General features: G+C 30.4%; 24 protein-coding genes. 15 read left to right on the plus strand and 9 right to left on the minus strand.

Annotated elements, in window-relative coordinates:
* Window positions 1-498: CBS domain-containing protein (locus B3R94_RS05880; RefSeq protein WP_291099304.1), on the plus strand; the 498-nt coding region annotated here is incomplete at its 5' end.
* A 7-nt stretch (window positions 499-505) separates the two neighbouring features.
* Here B3R94_RS05880 and B3R94_RS05885 read toward each other — a convergent pair.
* Window positions 506-2,083: a tetratricopeptide repeat protein gene (locus tag B3R94_RS05885; RefSeq protein ID WP_280061161.1), complete on the minus strand. Its 1,578-nt coding sequence runs from the start codon at window positions 2,081-2,083 to the stop codon at window positions 506-508.
* A 504-nt stretch (window positions 2,084-2,587) separates the two neighbouring features.
* Between B3R94_RS05885 and B3R94_RS05890 the strand changes: the two genes are divergently transcribed.
* From B3R94_RS05890 to rpoN, 11 genes are all read left to right on the plus strand, one after another.
* The gene (locus B3R94_RS05890; protein WP_280036155.1) at window positions 2,588-3,577 is read left to right on the plus strand and encodes an LLM class flavin-dependent oxidoreductase; all 990 of its coding nucleotides are present in this window, start codon (window positions 2,588-2,590) and stop codon (window positions 3,575-3,577) included.
* Between the two features lie 42 nt (window positions 3,578-3,619).
* Entirely contained in the window at window positions 3,620-4,075 is a 456-nt protein-coding gene (locus B3R94_RS05895; RefSeq protein ID WP_291059380.1) for a hypothetical protein, read from the plus strand.
* Window positions 4,076-4,114: 39 nt separating this feature from the next.
* Entirely contained in the window at window positions 4,115-5,086 is a 972-nt protein-coding gene (locus B3R94_RS05900) for a polyprenyl synthetase family protein (protein ID WP_180904652.1), read from the plus strand.
* A 3-nt stretch (window positions 5,087-5,089) separates the two neighbouring features.
* Window positions 5,090-6,076 (plus strand): GSCFA domain-containing protein, encoded by a 987-nt coding sequence (locus B3R94_RS05905; protein ID WP_291099311.1) that lies wholly within the window; start codon window positions 5,090-5,092, stop codon window positions 6,074-6,076.
* Complete coding sequence (locus B3R94_RS05910) at window positions 6,066-6,833, plus strand: TatD family hydrolase (protein WP_038335906.1); 768 nt, start codon at window positions 6,066-6,068, stop codon at window positions 6,831-6,833. The genes B3R94_RS05905 and B3R94_RS05910 overlap by 11 nt, the downstream gene beginning before the upstream one ends.
* Before the next feature lie 50 nt (window positions 6,834-6,883).
* Window positions 6,884-7,594 (plus strand): UMP kinase, encoded by a 711-nt coding sequence (gene pyrH, locus B3R94_RS05915; protein WP_038335903.1) that lies wholly within the window; start codon window positions 6,884-6,886, stop codon window positions 7,592-7,594.
* Window positions 7,595-7,602: 8 nt separating this feature from the next.
* Window positions 7,603-8,157 (plus strand): ribosome recycling factor, encoded by a 555-nt coding sequence (gene frr / locus B3R94_RS05920; RefSeq protein WP_280036147.1) that lies wholly within the window; start codon window positions 7,603-7,605, stop codon window positions 8,155-8,157.
* A gap of 76 nt (window positions 8,158-8,233) precedes the next feature.
* Window positions 8,234-10,645, plus strand: a complete 2,412-nt coding sequence (locus B3R94_RS05925; protein ID WP_291099316.1) for a DUF5686 family protein — start codon at window positions 8,234-8,236, stop codon at window positions 10,643-10,645.
* Window positions 10,646-10,703: 58 nt separating this feature from the next.
* Window positions 10,704-11,033, plus strand: a complete 330-nt coding sequence (locus B3R94_RS05930; RefSeq protein WP_291099319.1) for a hypothetical protein — start codon at window positions 10,704-10,706, stop codon at window positions 11,031-11,033.
* Between the two features lie 158 nt (window positions 11,034-11,191).
* Window positions 11,192-12,640, plus strand: coding sequence for an asparagine--tRNA ligase (asnS, locus tag B3R94_RS05935; RefSeq protein WP_125349294.1), 1,449 nt, complete (start codon window positions 11,192-11,194; stop codon window positions 12,638-12,640).
* Between the two features lie 82 nt (window positions 12,641-12,722).
* A complete protein-coding gene (gene rpoN, locus B3R94_RS05940; RefSeq protein ID WP_280036142.1) occupies window positions 12,723-14,195 on the plus strand; it encodes an RNA polymerase factor sigma-54 in 1,473 nt (490 codons plus the stop codon).
* Window positions 14,196-14,231: 36 nt separating this feature from the next.
* Here the strand turns inward: rpoN and B3R94_RS05945 are convergent, their stop codons facing one another.
* Complete coding sequence (locus B3R94_RS05945) at window positions 14,232-14,786, minus strand: DUF4303 domain-containing protein (protein WP_219034351.1); 555 nt, start codon at window positions 14,784-14,786, stop codon at window positions 14,232-14,234.
* A 164-nt stretch (window positions 14,787-14,950) separates the two neighbouring features.
* Between B3R94_RS05945 and B3R94_RS05950 the strand changes: the two genes are divergently transcribed.
* Window positions 14,951-17,335, plus strand: a complete 2,385-nt coding sequence (locus B3R94_RS05950) for an outer membrane beta-barrel family protein (RefSeq protein ID WP_291099325.1) — start codon at window positions 14,951-14,953, stop codon at window positions 17,333-17,335.
* Window positions 17,336-17,438: 103 nt separating this feature from the next.
* Window positions 17,439-18,695: a DNA (cytosine-5-)-methyltransferase gene (gene dcm, locus B3R94_RS05955; RefSeq protein WP_375730946.1), complete on the plus strand. Its 1,257-nt coding sequence runs from the start codon at window positions 17,439-17,441 to the stop codon at window positions 18,693-18,695.
* On the opposite strand, the gene B3R94_RS05960 is transcribed toward dcm, so the two are convergent.
* From B3R94_RS05960 to B3R94_RS05990, 7 genes are all read right to left on the minus strand, one after another.
* Window positions 18,671-19,435 (minus strand): Eco47II family restriction endonuclease, encoded by a 765-nt coding sequence (locus B3R94_RS05960; protein ID WP_291099328.1) that lies wholly within the window; start codon window positions 19,433-19,435, stop codon window positions 18,671-18,673. The genes dcm and B3R94_RS05960 overlap by 25 nt on opposite strands.
* Before the next feature lie 66 nt (window positions 19,436-19,501).
* Complete coding sequence (locus tag B3R94_RS05965) at window positions 19,502-20,785, minus strand: MFS transporter (RefSeq protein WP_291099331.1); 1,284 nt, start codon at window positions 20,783-20,785, stop codon at window positions 19,502-19,504.
* 81 nt (window positions 20,786-20,866) lie between these two features.
* A complete protein-coding gene (locus B3R94_RS05970) occupies window positions 20,867-21,904 on the minus strand; it encodes a sulfite exporter TauE/SafE family protein (protein WP_291090431.1) in 1,038 nt (345 codons plus the stop codon).
* Between the two features lie 79 nt (window positions 21,905-21,983).
* Window positions 21,984-22,406 (minus strand): GNAT family N-acetyltransferase, encoded by a 423-nt coding sequence (locus B3R94_RS05975; RefSeq protein ID WP_260392513.1) that lies wholly within the window; start codon window positions 22,404-22,406, stop codon window positions 21,984-21,986.
* 74 nt (window positions 22,407-22,480) lie between these two features.
* Window positions 22,481-23,194 carry an AAA family ATPase gene (locus B3R94_RS05980; protein WP_115000956.1) on the minus strand — a complete coding sequence of 238 codons (714 nt, stop codon included), beginning with the start codon at window positions 23,192-23,194 and terminating at the stop codon, window positions 22,481-22,483.
* A gap of 93 nt (window positions 23,195-23,287) precedes the next feature.
* Window positions 23,288-23,722 carry a carboxymuconolactone decarboxylase family protein gene (locus B3R94_RS05985; protein WP_038335884.1) on the minus strand — a complete coding sequence of 145 codons (435 nt, stop codon included), beginning with the start codon at window positions 23,720-23,722 and terminating at the stop codon, window positions 23,288-23,290.
* Between the two features lie 54 nt (window positions 23,723-23,776).
* Window positions 23,777-24,361 carry a Crp/Fnr family transcriptional regulator gene (locus B3R94_RS05990; RefSeq protein ID WP_115000954.1) on the minus strand — a complete coding sequence of 195 codons (585 nt, stop codon included), beginning with the start codon at window positions 24,359-24,361 and terminating at the stop codon, window positions 23,777-23,779.
* A gap of 197 nt (window positions 24,362-24,558) precedes the next feature.
* Here B3R94_RS05990 and B3R94_RS05995 point away from each other — a divergent pair, with 197 nt between their 5' ends.
* Entirely contained in the window at window positions 24,559-25,434 is an 876-nt protein-coding gene (locus B3R94_RS05995) for a DUF808 family protein (RefSeq protein ID WP_291093282.1), read from the plus strand.
* Window positions 25,435-25,470: the final 36 nt, after the last annotated feature.

The raw sequence follows: 25,470 nt of genomic DNA on the forward strand, positions 1-25,470 counted from the left end.
ATAAGTTTTGCAATTTCAAAACGATACGACAAATATTCGATGGATATATACGCAATAGCAGAAAAAGGAATTGTTTTTACATCTGATAAAGACCGAAATTTGTTTAATAAAATTGATTTGTTTTCGATTTATATCAAGAATATCAAAACATTGACGGTTTACAATTCAATTGAAGATATAAAAGAAATTTTTTCTACTACAACACAAGATTTTATTCCAGTCCTCAATGAAGATAAATCGATTCATGGAATTATAGTTTTAGATAATATTCGATCATTTATTTTTAATGATAATATTGATAAAAGTTACTTAGAATGTATAACAGAAGCAACTTCGACATCTATTTTTACGAATGCTGCTAACGTGATGAAAATGATGGAAGCAAAAAAAATAGATTATATTTTACTCACTAAAAAAGGTAAATTTGAAGGTTATGTAACGGAAAGTTTATTATTAGAAAGTTATCGAAGTAATTTGAATAAGTTGAGAATTGAATAATTGTTTCTTAATCATCATTATCTTTAAAAATCAACTCAAAATTTTCATATTTCTTTTTTAAGCGCTGTTTCGATTTTTTGACTGAATCTGCAGAAATTCCTAAAAGTTGAGATATTTCAATATTGGTTAAACCTAATTTTAACAAGTAAATTATTTTCAAATTAGATTCTGTTAATCCAGGAAAGTTTTGATCTAAATGTTCAATAAAATTTTTCTGCTCATGATCGAAAATACTTTTAAAGTTTGTCCAGTTTTTAGCTGTCATAAGATGAGAATCTAATAAATTAACTAATTCATCATATTGCTGTGCTTTATTTGAGAAATTTGAATTCGAAACTGTATTGATTTCTTTTTTCAGCGTAACAATTTGTTTATTTTTTTCGGATAAATAAGTTTTATAAGCTTCGAGTGTTTTGGTCGTTTCATTTAACTTATTCTCAGATTTTAGTTTATCATTTTGAATAGATAAAACCTTATTTTCATAATTAGAATTTTGAATTTTTATTCTTCTACGATAGGAAATGATGACAAATAAAATGATGATAATCAATAATAATGTAATCAAAAGTAAAGCGTTTTTTAATAAAATTGCTTTTTCTTGTTTTACTTTTTCGGTCTCAAATTTATAATTGAAATTTTCTTTCTGAATCTTCCAATTTATTTCATTTATAACATCTTTTCCGTCTGATTTTTGAATTTCATTTTCTAAAATACTCAACCTTCTTCTTGCAAATAATTCGTCAGCTTCGTTATTTTCTCGTATTGCGATTTCTAATAAAATGGTGTAAATGTCAAATTCATAGCTATTTAAATATTTCTTTTGTGCAGCATATTCTTTTGCTTCAATCAAAATATTTTTTGCCTCTTTCAAATGATTAAGTTGCAAATACAATTTTCCTAGCTGAATATTCGCATACATAAGATTTCGATGATTTACAAGATTTTTAGAAATTTCGATATCCTTTTTTAGATTATCTATAGCAAGTGAATAATCTTTATTGTGTATGTTTATAGAAGCGATATCACCCAAAGCTTTTGCATAACGAATTTCGTCTTTGTTTTGTAAAGCATATTTTTTGGTCAGCTCAAAATAATAATTTGCTTTGGTGAAATTGGTTTTATTCAAATAATTATGTCCAACTGCATTCAGAATTGTACCATATTCATTATCATTTTTCTCCGTATATTTTAATGCCAACAAAAGATATTTCTCACTTTTATCATACTCTTTAACGTTCATAAAGTAAAATGCGTTTTTTTTGTAAACATCACTTTTAGACAAAATTTTCTCATCTTCTGTCAAGTCGATAAGTTTCGAAGCTTCCATAAAATATGGATAAGCATTTTGATATTGACTGAAATTATAAAAATAGAATCCGAATTGTGTATTCACCCAAATCTGAATGTTCGAATCTAATTTTTTAGCCTTTTTTAATGCGGAATTATATAATGATTCGCTTTTTACATTTAACTTATCATAGTTTTGAGCATAAATATTTGCTAATAATACTTGATAAATAATTTGATTTTTTTGTTTAAAATTAGAAGTCGATTGACGATTAATTTCATTAAAATTAAGTTGCAATTGTAACGAATCTTCAACATCTCTATTTTGAAATATGATTTTTTCTAATGCAATTTGATCATCATATACAGTATGAAATGATTCAAATGATGAGAATAAAAGTATTAGGTTTAGTAAAAAAGTAAAAAATATAGAGGACTTGAGCATATTTTTTTTCAAATATAATTTTAATATTTAGTTTATTTTAGATAATCTTAAAATATTTTATCCTTTTTTTGTAAAGGATAAATAATTGAAAATGAATTAAATGTAATTTGTCCCCTCAATTGTCCCCCCTGAAAATATAATTTTTTTTGATTTATAATCTATTTTTGAATTATGTATTTCGAAAGATTACTAATCTATCATCAAACTATTAATTAAAAACTAAACGCTCTCAACTACTTAAACCTATTTATAAATCCAATTATCAAATTTATCTCCTCTATAATGTATATTATGGAGGAATTTTTTTTAAATTTTTTCTTTGTAATTTAGTTTCATATTTTAATTAGAAAAGAACGGATGAGAAAAATAAATTACTCGGTGTTAGATTTGGCTTATGTGAGAGAAGGGGATACATTAAATCAAACGTTCAAAAACACGTTAGATAACGCAAAATTTGTCGACGAAATAGGGTATAGTCGTTATTGGCTATCCGAACATCATAATATGCAAAATGTTGCGAGTGCGGCAACTTCTTTATTAATAGGTTATGTAGCAAATGGAACTTCAAGAATTAAAGTTGGTTCGGGAGGAATCATGTTACCTAATCATACTGCTTTATCAGTTGCAGAACAGTTTGGAACATTAGATGCGCTTTATCCAAATCGTATCGATTTAGGTTTAGGTCGTGCGCCAGGAACAGATCAATTAACGGCGTCTATTTTGCGTAGAGGCGATAATTTTATGAATTATGATTTTGAAGCTGAAATCAAAAATCTACAAAACTATTTTAGTTTAGATAATAAAGAAAGTAAAGTGCGTGCGATTCCTGGAGAAGGTGCAAATGTGCCGATTTATATTTTGGGATCAAGTACAGATTCTGCTTTTTTGGCGGCTAAATTAGGTTTGCCTTATACATTTGCGGGGCATTTTGCGCCACAACAATTTTATAATGCGGTAGAGATTTATCGTTCTCAATTTCAACCTTCAGAATTTTTGCAAGAACCTTATACGATAGCTTGTGTCAATGTAATTGCGGCGAATACAGACGAAGAAGCGCATTATTTATCGATGTCGATGTACCAAGGATTTTTGAATATTATTACCGATAAACGCCAACCAATTGTTCCACCCGAAAAAACACAGTTAGAATTAGCTTCGCCTGAGCAAAAATATATGCTAAAAGGAATGACAGCTTTGTCTTTTATTGGAAGTAAAGGTGCTCTGGCGCAGAGTTTAGATGAATTTATTTTTGAATCTAAAATTGATGAAATTATGGTTTCGACGAATGTTTTTGATCAAAAAGCAAAACGAAAATCGTATCAAATTGTAAGTGAATTATTTCGTTAAATGAAATCAAAGAAATCAATCTCAAAGTTCAAGTATTATTCAATGTTTGTTGATCAATTCAAAGATCAATTGACGATTGTTTTGATGCTAAATCTTGTTTTATTTTTTATTGCAAACCATTGGAGTTATCTTGTTCCAGAAGAATTTTTGTTTGTAAGTCACAAAGATATTTTTGGCTTATTTAGAGAACAATTTGTGCTGAACGAATTTTTCGAGGTGTTGGCTTATACTTTTTTGGGTGCTTTATTTATCCATTTCGGAACATATAAAATGAATAAAATCTGGATTTTTAGGCTTAATGCGTTGCTTTTAGTAATTGTTTCCACTTATTTTTGGACAATTCCTTTGCTGCAAAGTGCTGAGATTGTTTTACAAAAAGGTCATCCTTATTTTATTGCGGCGATTATTGGTCAAATTCTTTTGTATTTGATTGTCGGAAACGAATTTTTAGGTTCAATCAAAAATAAAAGAAAACAACCCAAAATCAATCATTCTTAGTTATATTTGCCAAAACTTAATTTTTACAAAAATCAAACTATGTACTCATTTGATAAATTTCACGAATTAATTGCCGAAACAATCGATAAAAATCCATTTTCTAAAAATCCAGAAGAATTATACGAACCGATGGATTATATTTTGAATATTGGTGGTAAAAGAATTCGTCCAATTTTGACTTTATTGGGAACTGATTTGTTTGATGGTGAAGTTGAAAAAGCGTTGAAACCTTCGTTAGCGATTGAGTTTTTTCATAATTTTTCGTTGATGCACGACGATATTATGGATAATGCTTCATTAAGAAGAAGTAAACCAACAGTTCACGAAAAATTTGGATTAAATACAGCGATTCTTTCTGGTGATGCGATGTTGGTAAAAGCATATCAATATTTAGAAGATTTAGAACCAGAATTATTTAAACGTTCGACAAAATTATTTTCTAAAACTGCTTTAGAAGTTTGTGAAGGACAGCAATTGGATGTGAATTATGAAACAAAATTGAATGTTTCGTACGAAGATTACATCAAAATGATTTCTCTAAAAACGAGTGTTTTACTTGGTTGTGCTTTGAAATTAGGCGCAATGATTGGAAATGCTTCGGAAGAGGATTCGGATAAATTGTACCAATATGGTTTGAATTTAGGAATCGCGTATCAATTGAAAGATGATTATTTGGATGTTTTTGGTAGCCTTGAACATTTAGGTAAAAAACACGCTGGAGATATTTTCGAGAATAAGAAAACGATTCTTTACATTTCTGCTTTAGAAGCGGCAAACGAAGAAGAAAAAGAGGAATTATTATATTGGTATAGCTCAAATACAGATAATATCGATAAGGTATATGCGGTAGAGAAATTATTCAGAAAACTGAATGTTAACCGTAAACTTTCGACATTAATTAGAGAGTATACAAATAAAGCGCACAGCTATTTGGATCAAATTGATGTTCCAGAAGAACGTAAATCTTATTTGAGAGAATTAAGCGAAGTTTTAATTGATCGACAAGGATAAAAAATGCAATTTCGAACGACTTTTCAAATTCAATCTTCTGATTTTAAGCTCAATCATCAACACAAAATATTGACGATAGGCTCTTGTTTTTCAGATGAAATTGGAAAGCGTTTGACCGATTTAAAGTTTGATGGATTAATTAATCCATTTGGAGTGATTTTTAATTCGAATTCTATTCAAAATTTAATCGAAAGAAGCATTCAAAAAAAATATTTTACAACAGCTGATGTACATCAAAATGGAGAAGAATTTTTCTGTTTCGATGTACATTCTTCGTTTAATGCGTTGACGAAAGAAGCTGTTCTAGAGGAATTAAATTCGACTTTAGATGAAGTTTATGATTACATTCATTCTTGTGATGTATTGATGATTACATTAGGAACATCGTGGATTTATGAATGGAAAGAATCTAATCAAGTTGTCGCAAATTGTCATAAAGTAGAGGCTAAACAATTTGAAAAACGATTATTAACAACAGAAGAAAATCTAAAATCATTGGAATTAATTGTTTCAGATTTGAAGAAAATTAATCCAACTATTCGCATTATTACAACAGTTAGTCCTGTTCGTCACACAAAAGATGGAATGGTCGAAAATAATGTAAGCAAAGCGAGATTGTTAGACGCTTTATATCAATTAAGTCAAAATAATCAAGTTGAATATTTTCCGTCATACGAATTGGTTTTAGATGATTTGAGAGATTATCGTTTTTTCAAAGAAGATTTGATTCATCCATCAAAACAAGCCGTTGATTATATTTGGGAAAGGTTTTCGGAGACTTATTTCGAGCAATCAACGCAAACAATTATTCAAAAAATAAACAAAGTTATTTCAGCGATTAATCATCGCCCTTTTAATGAAGAATCAGAAAATCATCAACAATTTTTAGTAAAAACGATTGCATTGATGAATGAATTAGAAAAAGGAAATCAACTTGATTTTTTAGCTGAAAAAGAACTTTTGAAATCAAAAATAAAACATGTTAATTGATACACATACACATCTATATTCGGAGCAATTTGAGAATGATATAGATGAAGTAATTGCGCGAGCAAAGCAAAATGGAGTAGAGCGATTTTATTTGCCTGCAATTGATAAAAGTTACACGGACAAAATGTTGGCGTTAGAAACTGCACACCAAGATTCGATGTTTGCGATGATGGGTTTGCATCCGTGTTCGGTTCATCCAGATACAATAGAAGACGAATTGACTCATGTGCGCGAATGGATTGATAAACGACCATTTAAAGCAATTGGCGAAATCGGAATTGATTTGTATTGGGAAAAAGAATTTTTACAAACGCAACAAGATGCTTTCAAAATGCAAATTGAATGGGCAAAAGAAAAGAATTTACCAATTGTCATTCATTGTCGAGATGCTTTCAACGAAGTTTTTGAAGTGTTAGAAGAAGTAAAAGATGAAAAATTATTCGGAATTTTTCATTGTTTTTCAGGAACAAAAGAAGATGCACAACGCGCAATTGATTTCAATCTGAAATTAGGAATTGGTGGAGTTGTAACCTTCAAAAATGGTAAAATAGATCAATTTTTAGGTGATTTTGATATCAAACATATCGTTCTCGAAACAGATTCACCTTATTTAGCTCCAGTTCCGTTTCGCGGAAAACGAAATGAAAGTAGTTATTTGACACATGTTTGCGATAAGTTGGTTGATATTTACCATCAAACACCAGCTGAAATTGCAGCAATTACAACAAAAAATGCGTTTGACATTTTCGAACGTTAGGATAAATCAGAATAGAAAAATTATATTTGCAAAAGAAAACCTTTGACAAGATGAAATACAAAAGAATATTACTTAAATTGAGTGGTGAAGCATTAATGGGAGATTTACAATATGGTATTGATCCAAATATGCTGAAACAATATGCGCAACAAATTAGAGAAGTTGCTGAACTTGGTTGCGAAGTGGCAATCGTAATCGGAGGTGGTAATATTTTTAGAGGTGTACAAGGTGTTGCTTCTGGTATGGATCGTGTACAAGGAGATTATATGGGAATGTTGGCAACAGTGATTAACAGTATGGCATTGCAAGGAGCTTTGGAAGATGCTGGTGTTAATACACGTTTACAAACGGCTATTCGTATGGAGCAAATCGCAGAACCATTTATCAAAAGAAGAGCAACGCGTCATTTAGAGAAAGGGCGTGTCGTAATTTTTGGTGCAGGAACAGGAAATCCATATTTTACAACAGATACAGCAGCAGTTTTAAGAGCGATTGAAACACAAGCTGATGTTATTTTGAAAGGAACTCGTGTTGACGGAATTTATACTGCAGATCCAGAAAAAGATCCAACAGCAGAGAAATTCGAAACAATTTCTTATCAAGAAGTTTACGATAAAAACTTAAAAGTAATGGATATGACTGCTTTTACTTTGAGTGAAGAAAATAATTTACCTATTATTGTATTTGATATGAATACTGATGGTAACTTGAGAAAATTAATTTTAGGAGATAACGTAGGTACTCTAGTAACAAATAAATAAATCCCGAAATGGAAGAATTAGATATTATTTTAGAAACGGCTAAGGAACAAATGCAAGGTACTGTAAGTCACTTAGAGGTAGCATTTGACAAATTAAGAGCAGGTAAAGCAACTCCTGCAATGTTAAGTTCAGTTCGTGTTGATTACTACGGAAGTTTATCTCCGTTAACTCAAATTGCAAATGTAAATACACCAGATGCAATGACATTGAGTATACAACCGTACGAAAGAAATTTAATTGGTGAAATCGAAAAAGCAATTATTAATGCTAATTTAGGTTTTGCACCTTCTAACAATGGAGATTCTATTATCATTAGTATTCCTCCAGTAACGGAAGAACGTCGTAAAGAGTTAGTTAAGATGGCAAAAGCTGAAATGGAAAACGCTAAAGTTTCTCTTCGTAATGCTCGTCAAGATGCTAACAAAGCTCTTAAAGGTGTAAAAGAAGCTTCTGAAGACATGGTGAAAGATTACGAAACACGTGTACAAGGATTAACAGACAAGTTTTCTAAGAAATTAGAAGAAGCTTTAACGAAAAAAGAAGCTGAAATCATGAAAGTTTAATCTTTCTTGAAAAAAAAATATTTTAAGGCAGCGTTTCGCTGCTTTTTTTATTTATTTGCATAATCAATTTCAAAAGATGAAGAACTATATATTCCTGCTAAATTTCTGTATTTCAATTGCCACATTTGCTCAAATTAAAGTGAGAGTATTCGATGCTCAAGACGAATTTCGTTTAACTGGTGCTAATGTTTACAGCGATACCAAACAATTTCTTGGTCAAACAGACGAATTAGGAGAATTGGATATCAATGATTCTGTTCATTTTATTGATATAATCAAAAACGGATATTTCTCAGAAAGTATTCAGACTGATGGTAAAAAGTTGGTGGAAATTATGATGAAACCTTCTTTCATTAGTTTGGATGAGGTTAGTTTTACGACAAATGATTCTGTTGGTCGTAATTTGATTATCAAAGCAATTCGCAATCAATCCAAAAATACAATCAGAAACGGAGGAAATATTTTCCTAAAATCATACACTAAATTTTGGAGTACAGTAAATAACGATTCGATTCCGTTTATCATTCAACCTCAAAATCACAAAGATTCTGTCAATAATCAATGGAAAAAATTGTTAGACAACAGTCATTTATTTTTGGGAGAACGTGCAATGGATCATAAAGTTTCGAAGCGTTTTGGACTAAAAAATATCGTGCAATCTTCTCGTATTTCTGGAATGCGTTCGCCTTTGTACGAATATTTGGCGATGCAACCAATTGCGTTCAATTTTGATCAAGATAAAATCAATTTTTTCTTCAAAGGAATTATTAATCCAGTAAGTCGAGAAGGTCTTTCGCATTACCGTTATGGTTTCAAAGAGGATATTTTTATTGATGGGCGAAAAACGGCTGTTATTAGCTTTTTCCCTTCAATCAAAACGGATAAAAGACAAATTAAAGGAACACTTTGGATTGATGATAGAACGTATGCTTTAATCAAAATTGAAGCAGAAAATACGATTTCAAATTATGTTGCAGAATTAGAAGCAGATTGGAAATTGAATAATGGTTCTTGGATTCCAAATCAACAAAAATATCGCATGGAAGCTGGTAATTTTAAGATTACAGAGAAATTATCCGATGATGATTTTATTGATAAAAAAGAAAAAATTTGGATTAATCTTGAAACAACTTTCAAGGATATTCAAAATCCAGCACATTTCAAACGCAACGAATTTTTAGGTTACGAAGACGAAATTTCTTTTCAAAATATGAACGAAAAGAAATGGGACAATGTGATGGAAGATTACCGCGATTCGTCATTATCAAACAAAGAGCGAAATACTTATACGACAATTGATAGTATTGGCGATAAATATAAGTTAGAACGTCAAATGAAATTGATGAGAATCATCAATTCTGGTGGGAAATTATCATTAGGAAAAGTTGATTTAGATTTAACAAAAATCTTAGCGTTTAATGATTACGAAGGTTTTAGACTTGGTGCCGCGTTTAATACAAATGAAAATTGGAGCGATAAATATTCGTTGAATGCGTATTCAGCTTATGGTTTCAAAGATGAAACATTCAAGTTTGGATTTGGTGGAGATTATTATGTAAATAAGCCTTATTCGGGTCGAATTTTTGCAAAATACTCGCAAGATGTTTCGGCTTCTGGGAAAACGCCAATTTTATTACAATCGAATTATACACGTCTAATTTCTGGAGCTTTTAGTAATATTTATAATCACGAATATTTTTCGTATAAACATTATTCTTTTGGATATGAGCAAGATATTTTCAAGAATGTAACCTTCAATATTTCGGCAAATTATGAAAAACAACAAGCAGAATTTGATTATTCTTTCCTGAATAATATAGGTTGGTACGATTTGTATAATACGCAATTAGCGATCCGTTTTGCACCAAAAGACAAGTTTATCCGCACGCCTTACGGAAAAGTGACGGTGAATAGCGGGAAATCTGTTTTCTATGCAATGTTGACGAAATATTGGGATATTTTCAATTCTGATTATGATCCACTTCGTTTCAATATTTCTTATTTTGATGTGTTCGATACGCGAGTTGGTAAAACAAATTTCAATGTAAATGCGGGTTGGGTTGAAGGAAAAATGCCGTTGATGAATTTGTTCGAAGGACAAGGGAATGCAAAACGAAATGACTTTTTGAATTTTGGAGTAGGAGGTTTAACGAATTTCGAAACAATGCGTCCAGGTGAATTTTATTCGGATCGATTTGTATCATTTCAGTTGAAACATATTTTTGCTGGTGTTAAAGTTGGAAACAAAATTATTTTCCCGCAATTCGTTTACCGTGGAGTTTTGGGTGATATGAAAGATAGAGCAGATCATCAAAATTTAGAGTTCAAAACCTTAAATCATTATTATCACGAAACAGGTGTTGAGGTAAACAATTTAATTTTCAAAACATTTGGTTTAGGAGCATTTTACCGTTTAGGAGCTTATTCAGAAGAAAAATTCCAAGACAATTTCTATTTAAAATTAACTGTAAATTTGAATTTTTTGTAGGTATTTAGATTTTGTCATTCTGGACTCGTTTCAGAATCGTATATATTGATTTAAATTTATGAATAAAGAGTTTGAACTTAAAAAATATAGAGATTTAGTACTTGCGACTTTAGATTATTATATTGTTCATCTTGCGTTTAATAATGAAATGAAAGATGAATTTATTCGTTTAAAAATTCAAACAACACATTATGAAATTGATATTTTTGAATCATATTTCAAAAGAATTAAAAAATTAGTTGAAAAAGGTTTTATCAAAACAGAGAGTCAATTCCATGAATTAAAAAATTATGTAGATTATTTAGTTCAAGATAATAATTCTGATAAAGATCTTATTCAAAGAATAAATGAAATTCTTTTGCGTTTTGAATCTAGAAAAATAGAATAATTTTACTTCAAAAAATAAACTAAAATCAAAAATCCTTTACATTTTCATTGAAATTGTAAAGGATTTTTAGGTTGGTTGAAAAATATTCGCAAAAATTATGCCTATAATTTTTATAACTTTAAATAATAACTAAATTTGTAAGGATAAATTAAAAAATTATGCAATCGTACGGAATTAAAGCCTTATTAGAAAAAGGCAAGGATTTGTTGCTACAGGAAGTAGTTGTAAATGGATGGGTAAGATCGTTCAGAAGTAATCGTTTCATCGCGTTGAATGACGGTTCTACAATTAATAATATTCAAGTAGTAGTAGATTTCGAAAATTTTGACGAATCAATTATAAAACAAATTTCTACAGCAGCTTCTTTACAAGTAAAAGGAGAAGTGGTAGAAAGTGAAGGAGCTGGTCAAGAGATTGAAATTGTTGCGAAAGAAATCAAAATTTTAGGAACTGCGCCATCTGATGATTTAAAAGGAACAATTTTACAACCAAAACAACACAGTTTAGAGATTTTGCGTGAGCAAGCACATTTACGTTTCAGAACAAATGTTTTTGCTGCAACTATGCGTGTTCGTAACGCGTTAATGTTCGGGATTCACAAGTATTTCAACGAAAATGGATTCGTTTACATCAACACGCCAATTATTACAGGATCTGATGCTGAAGGAGCAGGAGAGATGTTTCATATCACAAACTTGGATATGGAAAACTTACCTAAAAACGAAGAAGGAAAAGTAGATTATACACAAGATTTCTTTGGTAAATCGACTAATTTAACGGTTTCTGGACAGTTAGAAGGAGAAACTGCAGCAATGGGATTAGGAAAAATTTATACATTTGGACCTACTTTCCGCGCAGAAAACTCGAATACTTCTCGTCACCTAGCTGAATTCTGGATGATTGAACCAGAAGTTGCGTTTTTCCGTTTAGATCAAAATATGGATTTGGCAGAAGATTTCATGAAATCTGTTATCACTTACGCAATGGAAACGTGTAAAGATGATTTGAAATTCTTAGCTGAACGTTTTGACAAAGAGCAAAAACAAAAACCAGAAGCAGAGCGTTCTGAATTAGGTTTAATTGAGCGTTTAGAATATGTTTTAAATAACAAATTCATTCGTTTAACTTATACAGAAGCAATTGATATCTTAAAAGATTCTAAACCAAATAAAAAAGGTAAATTCAAATATCCAATCGAAGGTTGGGGAGCAGATTTACAATCAGAACACGAACGTTATTTAGTTGAGAAACACTTCAAAACGCCTGTTATTTTATTTGATTATCCAGCAGAAATCAAAGCATTCTACATGCGTATGAATGACGATGGAAAAACAGTTCGCGCAATGGACGTTTTATTCCCTGGAATCGGAGAAATTATCGGAGGCTCTGAGCGTGAAGAACGTTTAGAAGTTTTAGACGAAAAAATGGAAAAATTCGGAATCGATAAAGAAGAATTATGGTGGTACCGCGACACAAGACGTTTCGGTTCTGTGCCACATTCTGGTTTCGGTTTAGGTTTAGAGCGTTTGGTATTATTCGTTACTGGAATGGGTAACATTCGTGACGTGATTCCTTTCCCTAGAACACCGAATAACGCTGAATTTTAATCAAAATATTTTTACGGATTTATGCTTAAAAATTGTAACTTTAAGCTAAATCCGTTTTTTTATATAAGCCAAAACCCAAAATATGTTAAAGCAGGAATTAAATTTAAAATTACAACAAAAACTATCGCCACAACAAATCCAATTAATGAAGTTGGTTCAACTTCCTACGGTTGCTTTTGAACAACGCGTAAAGGAAGAGTTGGAAGAAAACCCTGCTTTGGATGATCAATCTTCTGAATATGACGAAGATTACGGAGGAGAGCAGGAAGAATGGGATAATCAGAGTGATGACTTTGGCGACGAACAAGTGATTGATACAAGTGACATCAATATTGATGATTATTTGAGCGATGATGACATCCCAAATTATAAAACGTATACGAATAATTATAGTGATGATGACGAAGATAAATCTGTTCCTTACGCACAAGGAGAGAGTTTTATCGAGTTTTTGACATCACAATTATATACGAATCGATTAACTTCGGAACAATTTCAAATTGCTGAATTTATTTTAGGAAATATTGACGATGATGGTTATATGCGTCGTGATATTAAATCGTTGGTAGACGATTTAGCATTCTCGCAAAATATTTACACTTCGCCAGAAGAGGTCGAAAATTTGTTGATTAATTATATTCAACGAATGGATCCAGTTGGAGTAGGTGCGCGAGATTTGCAAGAATGTTTATTGATTCAATTAGAAAATAAAAATCAAACAGAAGCAGTAGAATTAGCCGAAAAATTAATTTCAGAATCGTTTGATGCATTTACGAAAAAACATTATTCGAAATTGATGGCAAAATATGATGCAGATGATGATGAATTGCGTGATGCAATTTCGGAGATTGAACGTTTGAATCCAAAACCAGGAAAATCATTTTCGAGTAGTAGTAAAATTGTAGAGCAAATAACGCCAGATTTTACAATTCATATCAACGATGGTGATTTAGAATTGTCGTTAAATGGACGTAATGTACCTGAATTGAAAATTTCGAGTGCGTTTGCAGAAATGTTAGATACATACAAAAAAACCGAAAATAAATCGAATCAACAGAAAGAAGCTGTAATGTTTGTCAAACAAAAGTTAGATTCTGCGAAATGGTTTATTGATGCGGTTCAGCAGCGTCGTAATACGCTTTTGTATACGATGGAAGCGATTATGAAATTTCAAAAAGAATATTTCTTAACAGGAGATGAAACGAAAATCAAACCGATGATTTTGAAAGATATTTCGGATCGAATTGGAATGGACATTTCGACAGTTTCTCGTGTTGCGAATTCAAAATATGTCACAACGCCTTATGGTACATTTTTGATAAAGGATTTGTTCTCAGAATCGTTGACAAATGATGATGGTGAAGAAGTTTCGACACGCGAAATCAAGCGAATTTTACAAGATGTAATTGCAGATGAAGACAAGCGTAAACCTTTGACAGATGAAAAATTAACCGAAATTTTAAAAGAAAAAGGTTATCCAATTGCTCGTCGTACAATTGCAAAATATCGTGAACAACTAAATATTCCGGTTGCAAGATTGAGAAAAGAAATCTAAAATTTTTAGAAATATAATCAATAAAAAAAGAGCTTTTTATAAAGCTCTTTTTTTATTTTTACCCCAAGTTGTCATCCATTCAAAATAATCTTCTTTGTATGAATTATCATTCAATTGAGTAATAATTTTTTGTTGTTTTTCTTTGTTCAAATCATCATCAATTACAGAAAAGTTTAAGAAAATATCTTTACCGATTAATTTAGAAAAGAAATTTTCATTCTTTAATTCTTCCAACACTTCGATGCATTTTTCGTTAATTTTATTCTGAAATTGATAAAACCAATCTTCGTCATCGTCGTGTTCATCAACTATTTGTTTGCACATTTGATTGATTTCTTGAAAAGAATTTTCAGCTCCTAAATAATCATATTTCCATTCAGAAGGCTCGTATTTGTAGTAACAAAAATCGTCTTCATCCGATACTTTTTCCAAATGTTCGATAGAATTTGCCGAAGGATGAATAGCTATTTTCGTGTCGTTATTGCACAAGGCAAAAGCGTAAAGGTCTTGGGAAGGATTTTCGTTATAAATTTTCAAAAAGGCTTGTTTGGTTGATTGCACTAATTTGTTTTTTAATACATTAAAATCCATTCATTTATATTTTTTTAATCAGTTATAATTATTTTTTGAAATGTAGTAAAATTCTTTAAATATTAAATCATTGTTAATTTATTTTTTTAAGACAAATTCTGTTATTCTTCATTTTCCATGTAACTTTTCTGTAATTCGTACGTCATATAGTAAACAAACCTAATATGTCTAAATTATATATTCCAATTCTATTATTTGCGTCGACCTCTATTTTTGCGCAACAACAATATAAAGGAAGTTTACAATATACGAATCAAACACCTGTTAGTCTAGCAGATGTGATTATTCTGAAAGATGATCAAATTATCGATGAAATTTCAACTGATGATAAAGGAAGTTTTACAGTTGATTTAGCCGAAGGAAGTTATATGTTTCGAATAGAAGAAGCTGGTGTTTTGCTTCATACTCAAACGATTTTATGTGGAAAAAATCAGGATTTAGGCGTTATTATTCTTCCTAAAACTGAAAATATTACATTAAATGAAACAGTTGTAAAGAGTCAGAAAAAATTAATAGAAAAGAAAGTTGATCGACTTGTTTTTAATGCTGATTTAGCGGAAGGAGCAAAAGGTGGAGATGCATTAGATTTGCTAAAATTGGCGCCTCGTGTAAAGGTTGATAATGATGTAGTTTCGATAATTGGTAAAAGTAATTTGCGTGTGATGGTGGACGATCGTTTGTTGGAAATGTCTGGTGATCAATTGACAAATTATTTAAAAACGCTTCGCGCAGATGATATTGAGAAAATTGAAGTAATTACAAATCCACCCGCAAAATATCAAGCAATAGGAAATAGTGGAATTCTCAATATTGTATTAAAATCTGGTAAAAAAGACTCGTGGAATGGGAGTTTGTCGTCATCATTGCAACATTATAACAAACCATATTGGAACAATAGTGCATCGTTTAATTACCGAAAAAATAAATGGACTTTAGTTTCGAATATTTTTGGTGGTTTTGGTGAATATGACGGAATTGGACAATCTGATATTTATTTCACAAAAACCAATGAAGTTTGGACCGAAAGAGAAAAAAATAGTGGTAAAAATAGAAATATTGGCGGAAAATTAGGTTTAGATTATAAAATTTCGGAGAAGTTGACGACTGGTTTTACGGTTGATTTATATGCTGGAAATCGAAAAGGAACTGGTGGTACTAAAACAACGATAAATAGTTTGGATAAGAACGAATTGTTGAGCTATATTTTGAATGATCGAAATGGGAGCAAAGGAAACACGAAATACAATACACTGAATTATCATGTCATTTATAAAATGGATACAATCGGAAAAAAACTGACATTTGATTTTGATTGGGTAAATTTTAATAATAACAATACAAGTGTAACTTCAAACCGATTTTTTAATTCAAATGATCTTGAAAATACAGCAGAATATCAAGGAAATAAAAGTTTGTCTGATCAAAAAGCAAATAATTATAGTTTGAATATTGATATGGAACACCCCGTTAATACTTGGAAACTAAATTATGGTGGACGTTATAGTTGGACGAAAAATAATAGCGATAATTTATTTTACAACACATCTTCTGGAACGCCTGTTTATGATAAAAAGTTGAGTAATGGTTTTTATTATGACGAAAATATTTTAGCTTTTTATGCGAGTATCGAGAAAGATATTTCAGAAAAATGGTCTGCAAAAATTGGTTTGAGATACGAAAATACTGATGCAAAAGGTTTTTCTCCGCAAGAAAATCAACATGATACCTATAAATATGATGGGCTATTCCCAACGGCTTATTTGATGTATAAACCAGCTGAAAATCATTCGTTAAGTATAAATGTGGGACGCCGTATTGAGCGACCTTATATGGGACAATTGAATCCGTTTCGTACCATTTATTCGCCTTATTCTTTTGCCGAAGGAAACCCGAAGTTAAAACCTTCTTATTCGTATAATTATGAGTTGGAATATGCATACAAAGATTTGGCTATTACAACATTATATTATAGAAATTCTACGGATGAAATCAATCAAATTGTGGTTGTAAATCCAACAGAAAATACACAAAATTGGATTCCATATAATTATGCTGATTCGGAGAGTTTTGGGATTAGTGAAAATCTAAATTTCAAGCTTGTAAAATGGTGGAAAGTCAATGGAGCGATTGATTTGTATTACAAAAAAACGAAAGGAATTATTCCAGAATACAATTATGTATTGGATGGATTTAATGGAGAATTTCGTTTGACAAATAATTTAGAATTGAATAAATCGAAAACATTATTGTTTAATCATACTACAAATTATACGACAAAAACAATTGATGCCATGTCAAGAAGTCGTGCTAATTGGAGTACGGCGTTAGGTTTGAGAGCGTTATTTTTGGATAAAAAGTTTGAAGTTTCGTTTAATGTAAACAATGTATTTAAAGATAGAGCTTGGCAAGATCAAAGTTTTAGTAACGATACAAAATTTGTTTATACAGGACAATCCGCTCGTTATTATCGTGTTGGAATTCGATACAATTTCGGAAAATCATTCACAATAGAACAATCAAAAAGTAGTTCGGAAAAAGGAAGGTTATAATTTTTAAAACTAAACCCTAATATTCGATGATATTGGGGTTGTTTTTTTATAATTTTTTCTTTGAAATTCTATTTTTTTTCTTTTATTTTGTAACCAATGTCTAATGTTGTATAATTTGGTTATGAGTGAATATTTAACTATTTCAGAAACAGCGAAATTACTTAATAAAAGTACAAAAACACTTCGTCGTTGGGATGAAGAAGGGAAGTTATCGGCTGTTCGAGAACCTATAAGTAATTATAGAGTTTATAGGAGAAGAGATGTAGAGACGTTGTTTGCTGAATTTTTGCAGACAGATATTGAAGAAACTGTTTCAAATTTTGTAAAGCCAACGCAAGATTTTCATGTCTTAGAATTATTTGCTGGAGCTGGAGGTTTGGCAATTGGTATGGAAAAAGCAGGGTTGAAATGTGTTGCATTAAATGAAATTGATAAACACGCTTGTGAAACTTTAAGAAAAAATAGACCAAATTGGAATGTCTTAGAAGGTGATATTAAGAATTTTAATTTTTCTGAATATTATAATAAAGTTGATGTTGTAACAGGAGGATTTCCTTGTCAAGCTTTTAGTTACGCAGGAAAAAGACTTGGTTTAGAAGATGCAAGAGGAACTTTATTTTATGAATTTGCAAGAGCTGTAAAAGAAGTTAATCCACCTATTTGTATTGGAGAAAATGTAAAAGGTTTATTGAATCATGATAATGGTAATACTTTACGTGGAATGATTTCGATTTTAGATGAAATTGGGTATAAAGTAGTTCCAGTAGAGGTTTTGAAAGCAATTAATTATAATGTTCCACAAAAAAGAGAACGATTAATTTTAGTAGGAATTCGTAAAGATATTCCAATAGATTATCACTATCCAACGCCGTACAAAAAAATATATAATCTTTCTGATGCATTGAAAAAAGGAGAATTGTTCGATTGTAATGTTCCAAAATCTACTGGAGCTAAATATCCTGAAAGCAAGAAAAGTGTATTAGATTTAGTTCCTCCAAAAGGCTATTGGAGAGATTTACCTCTTGAAATTCAGAAAGAATTTATGGGAGCAAGTTTTTATTTAGGTGGAGGAAAAACAGGAATGGCAAGAAGAATAGGCTGGGACGAACCTTGTTTAACCTTAACATGTAGCCCTGCCCAAAAACAAACAGAGCGTTGTCATCCAGATGAAACTCGCCCTTTTACAGTAAGAGAATATGCTCGTATTCAGACTTTTCCTGATGAATGGGAATTTTCAGGGCCTATGGCACAACAATATAAGCAAATTGGTAATGCAGTTCCCGTTAATTTAGGAAAAGAGGTTGGTTATTCAATAATTAATTTTCTTAACCAATATTATAGTTTATTAAAACCTGAATAATAAGAATAATTATCAAAGGAAATTTGATCAAGAATAGAACGTTTTGAATTTTCGGTTTCTGAAGTAATTTCTTCTAAAGCCGAATTTTCATTTTCGTTTTGTTCTTTTTTTGTGGTTTCTAAAAAATCATTTATTGCAATAGGAAGCGCTTTATAAAGTTGATAGAAAGCATCTTCTTCTCCAGTTAGTAAAGCATAAAATTGATCTCCAGAGATTTTAAAAACTCTTGAATGACTATATTCTTTGCTATTAATTTCGCCTTTCCAATTTTCGTTAAAACTATTTTTCGCTAAAATCTGAACCCAATAACATTTAGCTTTCTTGTAATCATCTGCATATCGAGCCAATTTTTGAAAAAGAGCTTCCGAAGAACTGCTATTCATTGTATTATGTTTGTTTTTGATATCTGCAAATAACGTGTCATCATTTGCTTTTATATCAAATCCACTTAAATTTCCAATTTCATAACCTTTTATTCCACCTAAAATTTGTTCATGAAAAGTTCCGATAGAATTGTTTATAGATTTATCAATTTGTCTAAGAATCTCAGATTGTATCAAATCTTCTTCATCAATATTATTAAATTTTGAATCAAAAGTTAATTTAATAGTGTCAACTTTATTTGTATAAAAACTTTTTTTAGAAATTTTGCTTTTAGCCTTTTGATAAGATTTATATAAATTTTCAATGCAATTTAATAAATGCTCATCTGAAATAAAGTTTACATATTTATTTTTCATTACCAGTATTGTATAATATTGCTAAGTTAGAATAATTATTCGATTATATAAAAATGTAATTATGCTTTACTTCTTTTCCATTTTATAGAACAATAAAATCACAAAACTAATCGCAAACGAAACGCCCATTGCAAGTGCAGAAGCTTTCATTCCGCCAGAATATTCAATCAATAATCCGTAAATAACTAAACCTAAGAATAAGGCAAATTTTTCGAACACATCATAAAAACTAAAATAGGTTGTTGTGTCTTCTGTTTCTGGTAATAATTTGGCGTATGTAGAACGTGATAAAGCTTGCAAACCTCCCATTACAAGACCAACCATTGCTGCCATTACGTAAAATTGAGTTTTTACATTAGGTTCATTTTTATTAATTAAATAACCAATAATACATGTAATAATCCAGATAAAAATCCCGATTAATAAGGTTTTCTTATTTCCTATTTTTCCTGATAGAAAAGAGAATAACCATGCACCTAAAACAGCTTCAATTTGAATTAATAAAATGGTCATAATCAATTCTGAAGATTCCATTCCAATTTCTGAACTTCCAAACATTGCAGCCATCAAAAAGATAGTTTGCATCGCTAAACTGTAAAAGAAAAATCCAGCCAAAAAAACACGAATATTTTTGTATTGATTAAGATCTTTGAAGGTATGTTTTAAATTTCTAAAACTCGATTTGATGATATCTTTTGGAATTTCGCGATCATATTTGTGGTTTGGTAATTTACTTAATGCAATTTGTCCAAATCCTAACCACCAAATTCCTGTTAATAAGAAACTTATTCGAGTAAACATTGCTTGTTGTTCTTCTGGGGCGAATTGTATCATTGCCAAACAAATCGTCAATAAAATGACAGAACCAATATAACCAAACATATAACCTTGCGCCGAAACTTTGTCCATTTTTTCGTCTGAGACAATTTCTGGTAAATAGGCGTTGTAAAAAACTAAACTTCCCCAAAAACCTATGCTTGCAGTGATATTGAGTAATAAAGCTAACCAAACTAAATCGCTTGATGTAAAGAAAAACATTCCGATACATGAGAACGATCCTAAGTAGCAAAAAAAGCGAAGAAATTTGATTTTATATCCGATTAAATCTGCAATTGAAGATAAAACAGGAGACAAAACAATCACAAAAAAGAAAGCAATTGCTAATGAAAAATTGAATGCGGATTCTGGTAATAATCCTAAGAATTTAATTGGTTGATCGTTCGCATCATAGGTCATTAAAGTGTAATAAACCGGAAAAATAGCAGAGGCAATAACTAAAGAATGAACAGAATTCGCCCAATCGTAAGAAATCCAAGCTCGTATTAGTTTGGGATTATCTTTTGTATTCATAAATTTTTTATAGTAATGTTGGTTAAACTTAAGAATAATTTATTAAAAATAATGTTTCGTAAAAATTAATTGTTCAATCTTCTATTCTTTCAGTTCAAATTTGGTCAGTTTATTGTCTTTGTAACAATAAAATTCATAACTATCTTCTCCAATTCTGAATACTTTTTCGAGATGGATTTTATCGTAATTAGGTAAAATTTCATTGTATTTTTTTAATAAACCTTCAGGTAATTCATTCGGTTGAATTGGACGTTCAATCTCAAATTCACCATCTAACGAATATTCCATCACAAAATCGCTGTTTCGCCATTTCAAAGTTGTTTCATTTTCGTCACCTTTACTTGTTGTTGTAAGTTGAACTTTATCTTCTTGAATGATTTTTTGGGAACTTGTATAAAAAAGTGTAATTCCAGAAATAACCATCGCTGCATAACCAACTTTTCTGAAAATAAAATCGCTAAAATAAGGTAAAATATATTTGACCGTATAAGAAGAAATAATTGAGGCAACAGCAATCGTCAACCCAAGTAATAAAGCGTTTTTTGAGTATAAACCAAGAACAATATAAATGATTAATTTTATGATATGAAGTATAATTTCGTTGGCAGCTCGTGTTGCAATAATTTCTTCTTTTGTTAATCCATATTTTAAATAAAATCTATTGAATAATAAGCCAATTGCTCCTGTTATTCCAGATACAAATCCAGCTAAAAAACCAACAATGGCCAAAATATATTTTGGTGAAGGTTTTTCTTCATTGTCTTGTTGTTTTTTGTTTAGAAATAATTGTGGAACATTTGAAATCAATAATACAGCTACAATAATTTGTAAATAAATTGGGTTGATAAATTTGATTAAATAAGCACCCATTAAAACTGCTGGAATTGAAAATGGCACGAACCAAAAGAAGATTTTCCAATGTACAGATTTTCTGAAAGCCGCTATTCGAGAGGCAGAACTTGTAAATGTTCCGATTGTTAACGAAAAAGGGACTAACGAAGTTGGAATAATAAGATTGAGGATTGGAATTAAGATTAAACTTGCGCCACCGCCACAAATTGCACTTATCCAAAATGCTAAAATTGCTCCAATAAATAGGAGAAAAATAGTAAAAATCATGATCAGAAATTTTATTCTGTTACAAAATTAGGACGATGATTTTAGAAATAAATGTCTAAAGACTTATCTTAAGTAAAACTTAAGAATAAGTAAATCTTAATTGAAAAAGATGATTTTTCGGATAAATTGTTTGCGAAATTTGCTGAAAATTATTTTTTAATAAGGCTTTAGACGAGGCGATATTTTCTTTTTTCACCCAAGCTTCAATCAGCATATATTTTCTCAATTTCAACTCTTTCGAAATCAGATTGATGATTCGTGTTGCGTAACCTCTGTTCCAAAATTGTTCATCAATGGAATAGCCAATAATCGCTTTGTCATGAACAGGTTGAAACATTACAGTACCAATCAAGGTTTCAGAAGATTTTTCGATAACAGCAAAGCGAAATTCATATCCAGAATTCTTTTTTTCTTTATCTCTTTCTAGCATTTTGTACGAATCTTTGATCGTTTTCATTGATGCGGTTTCGCGGTATTTCATGGCTTTTGCATTCGAATAAATTTCGAAAAGCCGTGTGCTACATCAGTGTCCAAAAGTTCTCTGAAATAAATTAATTCGTCTTCCATATTTTGGTTTTAAGAATTTGCTTGACGTTCTAATTTTTCAATCAATAATGCTTTTGCATTTGTAAGCGCATAATCTTTAGCTTCTGCAAATGAAACGTTGTATTTTCGTTTAAGAGATTGAATATCTTTTGGTAAATCGTTTAAAAGTTTATCGTAATAAACATCTAACATTTCAGATGTTGGCATTTTGAAATCAATTTTTAACTGAAATCTTCTCAATAATGCAACATCAATAATATGTGGATGATTTGTTGCGGCTATCAACAACGAATTTTGTGGCAAATAATCAATTAATTGAATTACCGTGTTTACCAAACGACGCATTTCGCCAACATCTTTGTCGTCATTTCCACGCGCTTTTCCAATTTGGTCAAACTCATCCAAAAATAGAATCGCTTTTTCACGCGCAGCTTTATCAAAAAGCATTCGAATATTTTGTGAAGTTTCACCAATTCTTGATGAAACAATATTACTTAAATTCAAAATCAATATAGGTTTTCCGATTTCATTTGCAATTGCTTTTGCAGTTGTTGTTTTTCCACAACCTGAAAATCCATGCAACAAAATTTTATTATTGACAGGTAAATTATATTTACTCAATTCCTCTATATATCTATGTTCTTTGATAAGTTGTTTTACTTGAGCAAGATTTTGATCATCTAAAAAAACATCATTCAAAGAAATTTCTTCCTTATCGTCAACAATTAAATCGTAAATATTCATATCAATTTTACTTCAAGACTCAAAAATAAACTATTTTAATCCGAAAGCCGATTTTTAGCACAAAAAAAGCTTCAGATTTCTGAAGCTAAAATTTTAAACCGTCATATGAGAACTGATTGCAATTCTATTCCAAGCATTAATCGTGGTAATTGCAATAATGATAATCGCAATATAATTTTCAGAAAAAAGTGTTAATGCTTTTTGATAAGTTTCTTCTGATAAACCATGTTGACTAATATTTGTAATTTCTTCTGTCATCGCCAATATCACACGCTCTTCTTCTGTAAAAAGTGTCGTTTCTCGCCACGCATTCAACAAAAAAATACGTTGATTTGTTTCGCCTAATTTCATCGCGTCTTTGGTGTGCATATTAATACAAAAAGCACAACCATTGATTTGTGAAGCTTTGATTTTAATAAGTTCTAAATGTAATTTATCTAATTCAGAATTTGCTAAATAATTCTCTAGACCATACATTGCTTCGTAAGCTTTTGGTTCTAATTTTTGAATGTTTAATCGTGATTTCATTTCTTAATTTTTAACAAAGTTCGTCGATTATTTATTCAAAAAAATTAAACTGGTTTAAGAAAACTCTTTCTTTCGGATTTCGCTTAAATATTCGGGTGTGAAACCTAAATAAGAAGCTAATAAATATTGCGGAACACGTTGTAAAAACTCAGGAAAATTTTTCTTGAAGTGAAGATAAAACTCCTCTTTCGAAAACTCTTTCAAATATTTGGAACGCATTTGAGCAGCAGCATTTGCTTTTTGATAAATTTGTTTGAAATACGAATTGAAAATAGGATGTTTTTCGCATAAAATTTCTTCGTTTGTTTTACTCATTTTCATAATAATTGCATTTTCTAGAGCTTGAATATAAAACTCAGAAATTTGTTGATTAATGTAAGAAAACGAATCTGTCAACCACCAATTTTCGATAGCAAAATCAATGGTTTGTTCTACACCTTTTTCATTGATGAAAAATAATCGAATACATCCAGAAATAATAAAATAATTGTACGTACAAACTGTTCCAGCTTTATGAATCATTTCTTTTTTCTTCACCGAAAATTTTTCAAAATATTGGACTGAATCGTGAAATTCTTCTTCAGAAATTGAAGTGAAAATTTGAATATGTTTCTTTAACTGACCGAAAGAATTTTCCATTTTATAAGCTTAATATATTTCTCTTTAAAATTAATGATTAGTTTCCGAAAGGACTTAATTTAGTTTAAAATTAATCAGGTTTATAGTCAGAATTTGGAGTGCAATTTGCTTGAAATGAATCGTCGAAAGAACATAAAAATAATCTATAAAGATTTGACATTATTTTTTACTTTTACGAACCAAAAAATAACAATAATATGGCTTCAGGAATATTTGCAATTTTAGATGATATTGCAGCATTGATGGATGATGTAGCGGTTACAAGTAAAGTAGCAGCGAGTAAAACAGCAGGGATTTTAGGAGATGATTTGGCTGTAAATGCTGAGAAAGCAACGGGATTTTTATCTTCGCGCGAAATACCAGTTTTATGGGCAATTACAAAAGGCTCTTTTATCAATAAATTGATCATTGTTCCAATTGTTTTGACACTAAATCATTACATGCCAGAGGTCATAAAATATGTTTTGATTTTGGGAGGTTTTTATTTAGCTTTTGAAGGTGTAGAGAAGATAATCGAGTTTATTTTTCACCGTCCAAAAAAAGGTTCAGAAGTTATTCATGAAGATAAAGTAGAAGATAAGAAGCAAGTCTCGGAAAAATCAAAAGTGAAATCTGCAATTATTACGGACTTTATTCTTTCGATAGAAATTGTGATTATTGCATTGAGTACAGTTTTGGAACAACCAATGTTGACACAAGTTTTTACAGTTTCGTTTATTGCAATTTTAGCAACCATTGGTGTTTACGGGATTGTAACCTTAATTGTTCGTATGGATGATGCAGGTTTTAAACTGATAAAAGCATCACACGACAAAGGAGCTGTTTCTAAATTAGGACATTTTTTGGTTGACGCATTACCTTATGTGATCAAAATTTTAGGATTTGTAGGGACTGTTGCACTTTTATTGGTTTCAGGTGGGATATTTGTTCATAACATCGATTATATTCATCACCATTTACCTACAGCAATTCCAATGATGATTAGTGAAGCTTTGATTGCTTTGATTGCAGGATTATTGGTTGTGGTAATTGTCACAATAGTTAAGAAAATAATAGGTTTAGCTAAAGGTTAGGAGATAGATAGATTTAGAAAAGAATTGTTTCCATTT

This window comes from Empedobacter sp. UBA7611 (genome assembly GCF_002484365.1).
Taxonomy (GTDB): Bacteria; Bacteroidota; Bacteroidia; order Flavobacteriales; family Weeksellaceae; genus Empedobacter; species Empedobacter falsenii_B.